At 66.5% G+C, this 13,152-nt stretch carries 11 protein-coding genes and 1 pseudogene; 7 read left to right on the forward strand and 5 right to left on the reverse strand.

The genetic code is table 11. The annotated features are described in order from the left end of the window. Together AC5RT3_RS11595 and AC5RT3_RS11600 are read left to right on the forward strand one after the other, a co-directional pair. Positions 1-112: pseudogene (locus AC5RT3_RS11595) on the forward strand (lipoyl synthase); the annotation flags it as partial. Positions 113-172: 60 nt separating this feature from the next. After that, entirely contained in the window at positions 173-1,477 is a 1,305-nt protein-coding gene (locus AC5RT3_RS11600) for an MFS transporter (protein WP_494124262.1), read from the forward strand. Positions 1,478-1,516: 39 nt separating this feature from the next. Here AC5RT3_RS11600 and AC5RT3_RS11605 read toward each other — a convergent pair whose 3' ends face one another. The 3 genes from AC5RT3_RS11605 to AC5RT3_RS11615 form a co-directional block, all read right to left on the reverse strand. Further along, positions 1,517-3,862, reverse strand: coding sequence for a glycoside hydrolase family 65 protein (locus AC5RT3_RS11605; protein ID WP_494052658.1), 2,346 nt, complete (start codon positions 3,860-3,862; stop codon positions 1,517-1,519). Positions 3,863-3,982: 120 nt separating this feature from the next. After that, positions 3,983-4,720: an HAD family hydrolase gene (locus tag AC5RT3_RS11610; RefSeq protein ID WP_494052657.1), complete on the reverse strand. Its 738-nt coding sequence runs from the start codon at positions 4,718-4,720 to the stop codon at positions 3,983-3,985. A 425-nt stretch (positions 4,721-5,145) separates the two neighbouring features. Beyond that, positions 5,146-5,763 carry an alpha/beta hydrolase gene (locus AC5RT3_RS11615; protein ID WP_494011734.1) on the reverse strand — a complete coding sequence of 206 codons (618 nt, stop codon included), beginning with the start codon at positions 5,761-5,763 and terminating at the stop codon, positions 5,146-5,148. 161 nt (positions 5,764-5,924) lie between these two features. On the opposite strand from AC5RT3_RS11615, the gene AC5RT3_RS11620 reads away from it, so the two are divergent. From AC5RT3_RS11620 to AC5RT3_RS11640, 5 genes are all read left to right on the forward strand, one after another. Next, positions 5,925-6,182 (forward strand): DUF6458 family protein, encoded by a 258-nt coding sequence (locus tag AC5RT3_RS11620; protein WP_494011735.1) that lies wholly within the window; start codon positions 5,925-5,927, stop codon positions 6,180-6,182. A 351-nt stretch (positions 6,183-6,533) separates the two neighbouring features. Next, positions 6,534-7,340, forward strand: a complete 807-nt coding sequence (locus AC5RT3_RS11625) for a DeoR/GlpR family DNA-binding transcription regulator (RefSeq protein WP_494011815.1) — start codon at positions 6,534-6,536, stop codon at positions 7,338-7,340. Beyond that, positions 7,337-8,317 (forward strand): 1-phosphofructokinase family hexose kinase, encoded by a 981-nt coding sequence (locus AC5RT3_RS11630; RefSeq protein ID WP_494011736.1) that lies wholly within the window; start codon positions 7,337-7,339, stop codon positions 8,315-8,317. The genes AC5RT3_RS11625 and AC5RT3_RS11630 overlap by 4 nt, the downstream gene beginning before the upstream one ends. Before the next feature lie 2 nt (positions 8,318-8,319). Continuing rightward, complete coding sequence (locus tag AC5RT3_RS11635) at positions 8,320-10,389, forward strand: PTS fructose transporter subunit IIABC (protein ID WP_494124263.1); 2,070 nt, start codon at positions 8,320-8,322, stop codon at positions 10,387-10,389. Between the two features lie 64 nt (positions 10,390-10,453). Continuing rightward, positions 10,454-10,732, forward strand: coding sequence for an HPr family phosphocarrier protein (locus tag AC5RT3_RS11640; protein ID WP_494052654.1), 279 nt, complete (start codon positions 10,454-10,456; stop codon positions 10,730-10,732). Positions 10,733-11,049: 317 nt separating this feature from the next. Here the strand turns inward: AC5RT3_RS11640 and AC5RT3_RS11645 are convergent, their stop codons facing one another. Both AC5RT3_RS11645 and ku read right to left on the reverse strand, forming a co-directional pair. Beyond that, positions 11,050-11,892, reverse strand: coding sequence for a class I SAM-dependent methyltransferase (locus AC5RT3_RS11645; protein ID WP_494052653.1), 843 nt, complete (start codon positions 11,890-11,892; stop codon positions 11,050-11,052). A gap of 117 nt (positions 11,893-12,009) precedes the next feature. Beyond that, positions 12,010-13,140 (reverse strand): non-homologous end joining protein Ku, encoded by a 1,131-nt coding sequence (gene ku, locus AC5RT3_RS11650; RefSeq protein WP_494052652.1) that lies wholly within the window; start codon positions 13,138-13,140, stop codon positions 12,010-12,012. Between the last annotated feature and the right edge of the window lie 12 nt (positions 13,141-13,152).

Below are 13,152 nucleotides of genomic sequence, written 5' to 3' on the forward strand. Positions count from 1 at the left end.
CGCCATGCGCAAAAAAGGCCGCGACATCCCCGCCGAACTCGCCCACATCGCCGACGGCATCCAGGACTCCGGCACCACCCGCCAGGAAGCCGCCAGCCTCCTCGCGGGATAGCGCCTGCCTGGTGCAGGTTGGGGGCATCAGGCAGCCAAGGGCGGGCATAAACTGGGGCGTATGCCCGCCCCCAAAGCCCTGCGCCCCTTTGCCCACCGTGAGTACCGGGTACTGATCGCGGCGCTGGCCATCTCGATCTTCGGGTCCGGGATGTGGGCCGTGGCAATGGTCTACCAAGTCATACAGCTCGGCGGAGGACCCCTCGAGCTCTCCCTGGTGGCGGCTGCCGGAAGCATCGGGCTAGTGGCGTTCGTCCTGGCCGGCGGCATCGCAGCCGACCGCATCCCGCAGCGCCAGCTGATCATCGCCGTCGAGGGCGCCAACCTGGCAGTCATCGCAACCATCAGCGGACTGGCGGTGGCCGGCTTGCTGCAGCTGTGGCACCTCGCGGCGGGTGCGTTCGTCCTGGGCATAGGCGCCGCCTTCTTCTTCCCCGCCTATTCGGCCATCCTGCCGCGCATCCTCCCTGCCGAAGACCTGCTGGCTGCCAACGGGATGGAAGGCACCATGCGCCCGGTCCTCCAGCAGGCGGCCGGCCCTGCTGTTGCGGGCATCCTGGTGGCTGCGCTCTCGCCGTCGCATGCGGTGACGGGCGTGGCCCTGTGCCACCTGCTGGCGTTCATCGTGCTGAACTTCCTGGCCCGCCACACCCTGGCGGCGCAGCCCGGCGGACATGAACAGACCGCCGGGGAGCAGCGGAAACAGTCTTTCTTGCATGACCTGCGCGAGGGCGTCAGCTACACCCTCCGCACCCCGTGGCTGCTGTGGACCCTGATCTGGGCGTGCATCTCGGTACTCTTCCTGATCGGCCCCATCGAGGTGCTGCTGCCGTTCGTGGTGCGGGACCAGCTGGGCGGCGATTCCAGCATGTTCGGTTTCCTGCTGGCCATCATGGGCGTGGGCGCCGCGCTGGGTTCCCTCGTCACCGCCTCACTCCGGCTGCCGAAGCGCTACCTCACGGTGATGATGGTGTCCTGGGGCCTCGGCAGCATGCCGCTGGCCGCCGTCGGGCTCATGGACAACTTCTGGGTGATCGCGGCAGCCACGTTCGTGTGGGGCGTGACCGGCAGCGTGGGCATGGTCATCTGGGGAACGCTGCTCCAGCGGCGGGTTCCGCCGCACCTGCTGGGCCGGGTTTCCAGCCTCGATTTCTTCGTCTCGCTCGCGCTGATGCCGGTGTCCATGGCCCTGGCCGGTCCGGCCGCGGAGGTGCTGCCCATCTGGCTGATCTTCCTGGTGGCCGGCGGCGTCTGCCCCATCATGGCGGTCATCGCCGTGGCCGCTGCGAAGATGCCCGCCGACGAACTGGCCCACCCCCTGGACAGGACACCGGAAGTGCAACGCGCGACGGCGGCAGGAGACTAAGGCGCGCGTCCGGCCGCCGTCTCCTCCCGCCGTCGGACGTCAGCTCTTGCCCCGCACCACCGGGATGCTCGCCGTGGGCAGGCCGCTCGGGAAGACGGTGGGCTCCGGCTCGGTGACCGGATCCAGTGCCACACGGACCGGATGGGCGCCGACGGCCTGCAGCTGCCCGCGGACGTCCACCTCCAGCGGTTCGCCCTCCTGGACGGTGAGGGTGATGGATTCGGCTGTGAGCTGCACCAGCAGCAGGCGGCCGCGGACCTTGAGATGGAAGGTCAGCCCGTTCCACTCCGCCGGCAGCCGCGGATCGAAGTACGGCGCGGGGCCCTGGTCACGCAGGCCCGCAAACCCGCAGACCAGCGAGCTCCACACCCCGCCGGTGGAGGCGATGTGGACGCCGTCGATGGTGTTCCCGTGGGTGTCGTCCAGGTCGATGAACACTGCGTTGGTGAAGTGCTCCAGTGCCTCCCTGGAATACCCCACCTCCGCGGCCATGATGCCCTGAACGCAGGCGGACAGGGTGGAATCGCCGGTGGTGATGGGATCGTAGAAATCGAAGGCGCGCTGCTTTTCCTCCGCGGTGAAGTCCTGCCACTGCAGGAACATGGCCAGGACCGTGTCAGCCTGCTTGAGGACCTGGTGGCGGTAGATCACCAGCGGGTGGAAGTGCAGCAGCAGCGGGTACTTGGACCGCGGCGTGGTCCAGTCCCACGGTTCCAGGGTCATGAAGTCGGCATCCTGGGAGTGCACCTGCATCCGGTCGTCGAACGGCAGCTGCATACGGTTGGCGGCCGCCTCCCACAACTGGCGCTCCTCCTGGGTGATGCCCGCGTGCTCCAGGGCCGCCGCGGCACGCAGATTAAACCGGGCCATGACGTTGGTGTACAGGTTGTCGTTGACCACGGCGGTGTACTCGTCCGGTCCGGTGACGCCATGGATGTGGAACAGCCCGTCCTTGCCGAAGAAGCCCAGCGAGATCCACATGCGCGCGGTCTCGATCAGCAGCTCGGCTCCCATGCCGTCCTGGAACGCGGTATCGCCGGTGGCCCACAGGTAACGGTTGGTGGCAAAGGCGATGGCGGCTGCGATGTGGAACTGGGCGGTGCCGGCGGCGTAGTAGGCGCTGGCTTCCAGGCCGTTGATGGTGCGCCACGGGAACAGGGCGCCGTCCACGCTCAGTTCCTTGGCACGGATCTGGGCCTCGGGGAGCATCCCGTGCCGGAACTCCAGGACCTGCCGGGCGCCCTCCGGGTTGGTGTACGTCATGTACGGCAGGAGGTACACCTCCTGGTCCCAGAAGTAGTGGCCCTCGTAGCCGGAACCGGTCACGCCCTTGGCGGGAATGCCGGCCACGCCTGCCCGTGCGGTGGCCTGGGCCAGCTGGAACAGGTTCCAGCGGATGGCCTGCTGCAGCTGCGGGTTTCCGCCGTCCACCACGATGTCCGAGGTGGCCCAGTAGCGGCGGTAGTGGGCTTCGCTCTCGGCAAAGATGTCCTGAACCGGCCGCAGACCCGCTTCAGCAACGTCGGCGGCATCTGCGGCGGGGTCCAGGACCGCGGCACCCGCGGCGTAGCTGATGCTCTTCTCCAGGGTGAACGGCTGGTCCGGGCTGACGGCCAGGACATACCGGACAGTGCTGTCATCCTGGTCCACCAGCGTCTCGAAGGGCTGGTAGCCGGTGGAGGTCCAGTGGTCCACAGCGATGCCCACGCGTTGCTTGGACTCCGCGGCTTCCCAGGCGAGCCGGAGCGAGCCGTCGCCGCCGTCGAGCCGCAGCGGCAGCAGCACGCGCCCGGCGTGCCGGCCCGCACGGCGCGGATCATGGACAGAGTGGTCCTCGACGGGCTGGTCCTGCCGGTTGATGACGGAAGACGTCACATCCAGTGACACATCCTGGTCCGTGGCAACCGAGAGGGAGATGGCCAGGCTGCCCCGGGACTCGAAGCCCAGGGCCCGGCGTTCCGTGGTGGTCACGGTGGCGCCGGAGCGGCACTGCCACGTGATCCGGCACTCGTACACGCCGGTGGCGAAGTCGAGGGTCCGCCGGTAGTCAAGAACCTCGGATTCGGCGAGGCTGAGGGGCTCACCGTCAACAACCACGGTGAAGTTGTTGGCATCAGGGATGTACAGGATGCGCTGGCCCGTGCGGGCGAAACCAAAGGCATTCTCGGCGTGCTTGATGTCCCAGATCTCGTGCAGCCCGTTGATGAAACTGCCCGGCAGCTCGGCGTCCGCGGCGGCCCAGTGCGCGCCCCGGATTCCAAGGTGCCCGTTGCCGAGGGCAAAAAGCGTCTCCAGGGTTCCGGCGTCGCCCGGCTCGTGGCGCGCCTCGACGAGCTGCCAAGGGATATTCGGGAACCGCTCACGGTCCGCGGTGATGAGTGCCATGGTGTTGGGGTCCTTTTGGCGTTTACTGAGCTGCCGGCCGTGCCGGCAAATGTTATTCGAAGGGGGTGCGGTGCCTGGATGGCTGCTGCGGGGAAACAGCTGCCACCCTGCTGACGGTGGTTAGGGCACCAATTCCTGCAGGTCCTGGACCACCAGCGTTGCCCCGGCGTCGAGGAGGGTCTGCCGGCCAGCGCCGCGGTCCACGCCGATGACCGAGTGGAACGAACCTGCCTGGCCTGCCTGGACTCCGGACACGGCGTCCTCCACCACAACGCATTCCTCGGTGGCCAGTCCCAGCAGCCGGGCAGCGTATTGGTAGGTGGCGGGGCTGGGTTTGCCGGGCAGGCCTTCCTTGGCCGCCAGCACGCCATCCACCACCACGGGAAAGTGGTGGCTGAGCCCGGCGGCTTCCAGGACCGCCGGCGCATTCCGGGAGGAAGAGACGACGGCGACCTTCAGCCCGCGTTCAAGAGCGGCCCGGAGGAACCGCACCGAGCCCTCGAACGGTTCGACGCCAGTGCTGACGATGTCGTTGAAGATGCGGTTCTTCCGGTTGCCCAGGCCCTGGACGGTGGAGTTGGCCGGATCGTCATCCAGGGGGCCTTCGGGGAGCACGATTCCCCGGGAGGCCAGGAAGTCGCGGACGCCGTCGAAGCGCGGCTTGCCGTCGATGTGGTCGAAGTAGTCGCTTTCGCGGTATGCCGCCACCTCCGGTTGGGAGGCGAGATAGCCATCAAACAGTTCCTGCCAGGCCTGTTCGTGCACGGTGGCCGTGGGGGTCAGCACGCCGTCCAGGTCGAACAGGATGGCAGAAGCGCCAGTCCAGGCGGCAGTCTCTGTGGCAGGCGATGCAGTCATCAGCGGTTTGTCCTTTCAGACGGCGGGCAGCCGTGAAGACGGAGTATGGGGGAGGTGGCTTCGGTGCCCGGGTGACCAGCACAGGCGCGGCTGCCGGAGGAAATTGCTGCGGCGCGGGGTCCCTGCTGGTCCAGATACGTCTTCCATCATGTGCCTGTTGCCGGTGAAGGACAACTTTGGGGAACAGAAATCTGCCGCGTCACGCTGCGATGGGGTGCCCACACGAACCGGGACTGCGCAGGCTCGTGGCGGCGGTTTGTTGCCTCCATGTTCCTCGCCTCCTTATCCGCCCAGTTCAAAGCCTCATGAGGGGCCGTAGATGAGTGTAAGCGCTTACAAATTTGGCGTGCAACTGTTTTTTTGCAGTTGGTGACACTGGCCTGGATGTGACGGAAATCGCACACCGGAATACTAAGTTTCCGCGCTCAGCGGAGGATGTAGTGGCGGAGGAATGCGCTGACGTCAACCATTTCCGCTTTTGACATCGCATGCCCCATGCCGGGGTAGGTCCTGCTGGTCAGGAGGGTGTTCTTCTCGAGCCAGTCGGCGGTGTAGGCGATGGCGTCGTCGTTGATCACGAGGTCCGCCTTGTCGCGGCCCCAAAAAAAGGGCGGCTTGGCGTCGAAGGAGTCTGTGAGGGCCAGCAGTTCGTTGTTCAGGACGAAGCCGGAGAGTCCTACTACCGACGCATAGGCCTGGGGATGCAGCCGCAGCAGCGTGCTTGCCATGGCCATGCCCTGCGAGTATCCCATCAGGCTGACGCTCGTGTGCTGGCCCTTGACTGTATTGACCCACCCATGCACGGCATTGGTGGCCGAGATGACCTCGGCGAAGTCGTTGACCAGGAAATAGTCCAGCAGGAACCAGCCGTAGTGGTCGCCGATGGGCATCGGCGCCCGGAGGGCGGCGAAGGTGAACTCGGAGGGGAGGTAGTCAAAGAGCCGGACCATGCGGGACTCGTCCGTACCGTAGCCGTGCATCATCACCAGCAAGGGAGTGCCTGCGCGCTGGTCCTCGGGCTTGGACCACACAACCGTTTCCATCGGACCAGCCTAGCCAGCCGTTACAGAGATGAAACGCGCAGCGGCCTCCCACATCGTTGATCAGGGCCGCACAGGGCTGTAGCGTTGCGATTAACAGACAGCATGCTTAGCATCTGTCGCGGGCTAAGACAACGCCCATCCTCGACCAGAAGGAGCAAGACATGAGAATCGGATCCTCCATTTTCCTTATCGCCCTCGGCGCCATCCTCGCCTGGGCGGTTGCTCCGGGCCTGATCCCCGCCGTCGACCAGGTGCTCATCGGCTACATCCTGATGGCCGTGGGCGTCATTGGGCTGATCGCATCCCTCATCCTTGCCTCCCCCGGGCGCAGCCGGCGCATCAGCGAGACCCGCTCGGTGGTGGATCCGAACACCGGCGAACGCATCACGCGCAATGAAAGCCGGGACGGCGGGCTCTAACCCACCCGAAGCACCAAGTAAGGCAGGACATGCCTGGGGCACCAGATGCCCTACACACCCGGGAGGCCGGGCCGGACCACTGCAGTCAGGCCCGGCCTTCGCCTTGCTCGTTGGAATTCTTGTCCAGATAAAGCGACTTCGAGGGCGGATAAGTCGCCTTATCTGGACAAAAACTCTGAAGGCGAGGGTCAGCATTTTGTTTCGTGTTGATTTCCATTGACAAACCAACAGAAGCAAAGATAAAGTCAAGTAAGCCAACATCATGTGATGTCAGTCACCCAGGTTTCGGAGACCCCGAGCAGCGGCGGCATCGCTAACCCCAGCACCAGCAACCTACGCAACGGAGGGTATGTGTTCGCCGAGGAGCGCCAGCAGAAGATTGCCGAGCTTGTTGCCGGCAGCGGCCGGGTCAGCGTGACCCACCTGGCCGAGCGCTTCCGCATCACCACCGAAACCGTCCGCCGGGACCTCGCCACCCTTGAGACTGCAGGAACAGTACGCCGCGTGCACGGCGGCGCCGTAGCGGCGGACCGATTCAGCACCACCGAGGAAAGCATCACCGACCGCGCCATCCAGCGCCCCGACCAGAAAATCCGGATCGCCGAGGCCGCGCTTGCCCTCATCCCCCGCAACAAGACTGCCAGCGTCCTGCTCGACGGCGGCACCACCACCGAAGTCCTGGCGGACATGCTTTCCCGCCGCTCCGCCGTCGATCCAACCGAATCAGGTGAACTCCGGCCCGAACTCGTGGCCATAACCCACGCCGTGCCCATCGCCGCCAAGCTCTCCAATGTCCCCGGCATAGCACTGCAAATCCTGGGCGGCCGGGTCCGCGGAATCACCCAGGTGGCCGTGGGCCAGGCCACCGTGGACGCCGCGGCAAGAATCCGCCCGGACATCGCCTTCTTAGGCACCAACGGCATCCACGCGGACTTTGGCCTCAGCACTCCCGATCCCGAAGAGGCCGCCGTCAAGGCAGCCTTCGTCCATTCGGCACGCCGCATTGTGGTGCTGGCCGATTCCTCCAAGCTGGACACGGAAACCCTGGTCCAGTTCGCCTCCCTGAAAGACCTGGACACCTTGATTACAGACAGTGAACCCGGACCTGAACTGGCAGCCGCACTGGAAGAAGCCGGCGTAGATGTGGTGATCGCATGATCGTCACCTTCACCGCGAACCCCAGCCTGGACCGCACCGTGGCCCTGCCCGGGCCGCTGGAACGCGGCGAGGTGCAGCGCGCCGTATCCGTCAGCCAGGAGTCGGGGGGCAAGGGCGTCAACGTGTCCCGCGCCCTGGTGGCCTCCGGCCTGGAGTCCATGGCCGTGCTCCCGGGTGCGGACAGCGATCCCGTGCTTGCCGGCCTCCGGGACAGCGCCGTGCCGTTCGCCTCGCTGCCCATCGACGAGCCGCTGCGCACCAACGTTGCCCTCACCGAGCCCGGCGGCGTGACCACCAAGATCAACGAGCCCGGCCCCGCCCTGGATGAAAACCAGCAGGAGGCCCTGCTCAAGCTGCTGCTGGAGACGTCCCGCGGTGCCAGCTGGGTGGTCCTGGCCGGCTCGCTGCCGCCGGGCTTCCCGGCCGATTTCTACGCGACGGCGGCCCAACGCCTGCGTTCATCCGCCGACGGCGCCGCCCCCCGGATCGCCGTCGACTCATCCGGCCAGCCACTCGCCGCCGCCCTTACCGGCGGCGCGGCAGGCATGCCGGACCTCCTCAAGCCCAACGCCGAAGAACTGGCAGAGCTGGCCACCGCGGCCGGTTTTGCCCCGGCCACCGCTGACGAACTGGAAGCGGACCCCGTGGCCGCAGCGGCAGCCGCTGCCGCCGTCGTTCGAGCCGGTGTGGGTGCTGTGCTGGCAACTCTCGGATCCAAGGGAGCTGTCCTGGTAACGGCCGACGGCGCGTGGCTGGCCACGCATCCGCCGGTCACCGCAGTCAGCACGGTGGGCGCGGGCGATTCCGCGTTGGCCGGCTATCTGCTCGCCCACGGCCAGGGTGCATCCCCGGCCGATTGCCTTCGTCAGGCTGTGGCCCACGGTGCCGCTGCCGCCTCCCTGCCCGGTTCAACGGTTCCGGCAGTCCACCAAACAACCCCGGATGCCGTAACCATCACGGCCCTTCGAAAGGATTGACAGTGACTCAGCTCATCACCACGGAACTGGTCGAGCTCGACCAGAACCTGGGCAACGCTCCCGAGTCGGTGATCCGGCACCTGGCAGGCAAAGTAGCTGCCGCCGGACGCGCAACGGAGGTTGAAGGCCTCTTCGCCGACGCCTTCGCCCGCGAAGAGAAGACTTCAACCGGTATCCCCGGCGGCATTGCCATCCCGCACTGCCGCTCGGCCGCGGTCACCCAACCCACCCTGGCCATGGCGCGCCTCAACCCGAAGGTGGACTTCGGCGCCAAGGACGGTCCGGCAGACCTGATCTTCTTCATCGCCGCTCCGGACGGCGCGGACCAGGAGCACCTGAAGCTGCTCTCCAAGCTGGCCCGCTCCCTCATCAAAAAGGACTTCACCGCAGCCCTGCGCAACGCTTCCTCACGTGAGGAAATTGTGGACCTGGTGGACGGCGCCCTCGCGGACAAGCCCGCCGCCCACGCTGCCGCAGCACCGGCAGATGGAACGCCGGGAACTCTGAACACTTCCGGCCAGTCCGGCGCTTCCGCCGTTGCAGGTACGGGCACAAGTGCAGCGGCTGGTTCCTCGGGCCCCAAGCGGCTCGTGGCTGTCACCGCATGCCCCACCGGCATCGCCCACACCTACATGGCAGCGGACTCCTTGGTGGCGGCTGCACAGGAAGCCGGCGTGGACCTGCAGGTGGAAACGCAGGGTTCCTCCGGCGCCAAGCCGCTGGACCCGGCAGTCATCGCTGCCGCCGACGCGGTGATCTTCGCGGTGGACGTGGATGTGCGCGGCAAGGAGCGTTTTGCCGGCAAGCCCGTGATCAACGCCCCCGTGAAGCGCGGCATCGACGAGCCCGCCAAAATGGTGCAGGAGGCTCTCGCCGCGGCTGACAACCCGAACGCACGCCGGGTTCCGCACTTCGGTGCCGAGGAACAGGCAGAGCGCGACGCCGAGGAAAAGGGCGAGCACATCGGCCAGAAGCTGAAGAGGGCCCTGCTCACCGGCGTCAGCTACATGATTCCGTTTGTTGCTGGTGGTGGCTTGCTGATTGCCCTCGGCTTCCTGCTGGGCGGCTACGACATCACCGATGTTGCGGACACGGTGGTCCTGGAGAACAGCTTCGGCAACCTCCCCGAAGGCGGGCTCGCCGCTTACCTGGGCGCCGTGTTCTTCAAGATCGGTGCCCTGTCCATGGGCTTCCTGGTCCCCGCGCTGGCCGGCTACATCGCCTACGCCATCGCCGACCGGCCCGGCATTGCCCCCGGCTTCGTCGCCGGCGCAGTGGCCGGCTTCATGGGCGCCGGCTTCCTGGGCGGCATCGTGGGCGGCTTGCTGGCCGGCTACATCGCGCACGTGATCGGCACCTGGCAGGTGCCACGCTGGCTGCGCGGGCTGATGCCCGTAGTGATCATCCCGCTGCTCGCCTCCATCGTGGCTTCCGGCCTGATGTTCCTGGTGCTCGGCGGCCCCATCGCTGGCCTCACCACCGCCCTCAACGGCTGGCTGTCCGGCATGACCGGTGCCTCCGCCGTCATCCTGGGAATCATCCTGGGCCTCATGATGTGCTTCGACCTCGGCGGCCCCGTGAACAAGGTTGCGTACGCCTTCGCCGTCGCCGGATTGGGCGCCGGCAGCGCCGACAACCAGGCGCCGTGGCAGATCATGGCCACCGTCATGGCCGCCGGCATGGTTCCGCCGCTAGCGATGGCCCTGGCCACCGTTTTGGACAAGAAGCTCTTCTCCCTGGCCGAACGCGAGAACGGCAAGGCCGCCTGGCTGCTGGGTGCCTCCTTCATCTCCGAAGGCGCCATCCCGTTCGCCGCCGCCGACCCGCTGCGCGTCCTTCCGGCCAGCATGCTGGGCGGGGCCCTGACCGGCGCGCTGACCATGGCCTTCGGCGTCACCTCGCAGGCACCGCATGGCGGTTTCTTCGTGTTCTTCGCCATCGAGAGCTTCGTGATGTTCCTGGTCTCGATCATCGCCGGAACCATCGTGAGCGCACTGGCCGTGATCGCGCTGAAGCGCTGGGCAGCCCCCAAGACCACTGCTACGGTGGAAACCGTTCCAGCAACGGTCTGATCCGGTCCACCCACTACCAAACCCGGCACAGCAACACAGCACGCCGCAAGACAAAGGAGCAACAATGCCAGAACGCACCGCAACCGTCGCCAGCCGCGTGGGCCTGCACGCCCGGCCCGCCGCGATTTTCGCCGAGGCAGCCGGAGAGTTCGACCTTGACATCACCATCGCCAAGGAAGGCGAGCCCGCCGACGAGGCCATGGACGCGGCAAGCATCCTTTCGCTCATGAGCCTGGGCGCCTCGCACGGCGACAAGGTAGTCCTCCGCGCCGAGGGCGACGGCGCCGACGATGCACTGGAGCGCCTGGTCCGGATCCTGGAAACGGACCACGACGCCGAGTAGCAGCCTCGCTGCTTTCGAGCACTGAGCCGGCGGCCGCCGTCGGGCCTTCCTTTGGGGAAAGTCCGACGGCGGCCGCTTGGCTTAAAGCGCCTGCCCGCCTGGCGGGGACGTTAGTCAGCCGCGTTCGCGATCGCCTTCACGTCGCCCACCAGCTTGTCCCACATCTCCTTTACGTGCGCGGCCGCCTCTTCCGTGGCGTTGTTGTCCTGGGCGAGCGTGAGCCAGGTCCCCTGGTTCTGCGCCTCAGGTGTCCAGGTGAGGGTGTGGTAGTTCTCCGGGATGTCCGCGTCGAGGTCGCAAGTGGCCGCCGGCCATCACTACGCCTTTTTCGCCGTGAACAGGAGGTACTCCCATTCCATCTGGAAGGGGGTGTCACCGTGGGCGTCGCCGAAGGAGTCGGCGAGTTCCGTGAGCGCGGCATCGAGGGCTTTGACCTTGTCCGCGTCCTCACCAATGAACTTGTAGACCGAGATGGTGGGGCCGTAGTGGGACTTGAAGTAGCGCACGAAGTCGGCGGGCTGGTGGAAGCTGCGCACCGCCAGTGTCTGCTTGCGGGCCTTGGCGTCGGTGATGCTGTTCCCCAGCAGCTCCCGGACGTGGTCCTCGCTCCCCCACAGCGGCGCGGGCTGCGCACCGGGCGGGGGCGGCGGTGCGAAGGGTTTCATGGTGGCAAACATCCGGCCGATGAATCCTTCCGGGGTCCAGCTGAGCAGGCCGATGGTCCCGCCGGGTTTGCACACCCGCACCAGTTGGTCGGCGGCTTTCTGGTGGTTTGGCGCGAACATGGTGCCCAGGCAGGACATCACCACATCAAACTCGGCGTCGCCGAACGGCAGGGCCTCGGCGTCCGCCTCCTGCCAGTCCAGGCTCACTCCCCTGTTTGCCGCCTCCCGGCGGCCGGCCTCGAACAGCTCGGGGGTGAGGTCGCTGGCCACCACTTTGGCGCCCATCATCGCCGCCGGAATGGCCGCGTTCCCGGAACCGGCCGCCACGTCCAGAACCCGGTGGCGGGACGTGATTCCGCAGGCTTCCACCAGGATGGCGCCCAATTCCAGCAGCATCTCATCCGCCAGGGCCGGGTAATCCCCTGACGCCCACATGGCCCGGTGCTTCTGTTTGAGCGCCCGGTCCGCCTCCGCCGCTTCCGTTTGGTCGTTCATGTCCGCGCCCCTCTGCCGTTCCGTTCGGGATGAGTGGCAGCACGCTGTGTGCACAGCGGAGGCTGCGATTCAGCCATTGTGGACGTGCGGGCACTGGCTGTAAAGGGATCGGCGGGATTATGCGGGTTTGCGGGCTTTGGTTGTGGCCGGCTTCGACGCCGTGGTTTTTTCGGACGCCGTCTTGGTGCCTGTGCTCTTGGTCGCTGCGGTCTTGGCGGCCGTCGTCTTCGAGGCTGCGGCCTTGGTGCCGGACGTTTTCGTGGCAGCCGGTTTGGACGCCGTGGACTTTGAGGCCGTGGTCTTCGCCGTGGTGGATTTGGCTGCGGTGGACTTGGTGGTTCCGGATTCTGCAGTCTTCGCACCGGAAGACGCGCGCGATCCGGAAGCCCTGCGGGCAGGCTTGGCCGGCTCCTCTTCCTCTTCTTCCTCGTCCGGTTCCTCGGCTGGGGCAGCGGCCCCGCCCCCGCGCTTCTTGTCCAGGCTCCGCTTCAGCGCCTCCATCAGGTCAATGACTTCGCCCTTGCCGCCTTCGCCCGCTTCCACCCCGAAGGTTGCTTCCGTATCCAGCGACTCACCCTGCTCAAGCTTGGCTTCGATGAGCGTGCGCAGCTGGACCTGGTAATCGTCCGTGAAGGATTCGGGGTCGAAATCCGCCGCCATGGACTCCACCAGCGCGGCGGACATCTCCCGTTCCTGGGGGGAGATCTTGATGGACGCGTCCAGGGCGGGAAAGTTGGCTTCCCGTACCTCGTCCGGCCACAGCAGGGACTGCAGCACCAGGACGTCGTCCTTGATGCGCAGCGCCCCCAGCCGCGTCTTCTCCCGCAGCGCGAACTGCACAATGGCCACCCGGTCCGTGTCCTCCAGCGCCCGCCGCAGCAGCACGTACGCCTTGGGCGACTTGGAGTCCGGCTCCAGGTAGTAGCTCTTCTCGAACATCATGGGTTCAAGCTGCTCGGACGGGACGAACTGCACCACGTCGATCTCGTGGCTGTTCTCCGCCGGAATGGCCTTGAGCTCATCCTTGGTGAGGATCACCGTCCGGCCGTCTTCCTCGTACGCTTTCTCGATGTCCGAGTAGTCGACCACCTCGCTGCACACCTCGCACCGCCGCTGGTAGCGGATCCTGCCGCCGTCGGCATTGTGAACCTGGTGCAGACTGATGTCATGATCCTCAGTGGCGCTGTAGACCTTGACGGGCACGTTGACCAGCCCGAATGCGATGGCACCCTTCCAGATGGCTCTCATCCCTACAGTCAA

It is taken from the genome of Arthrobacter sp. Y3221159, from assembly GCF_059089885.1.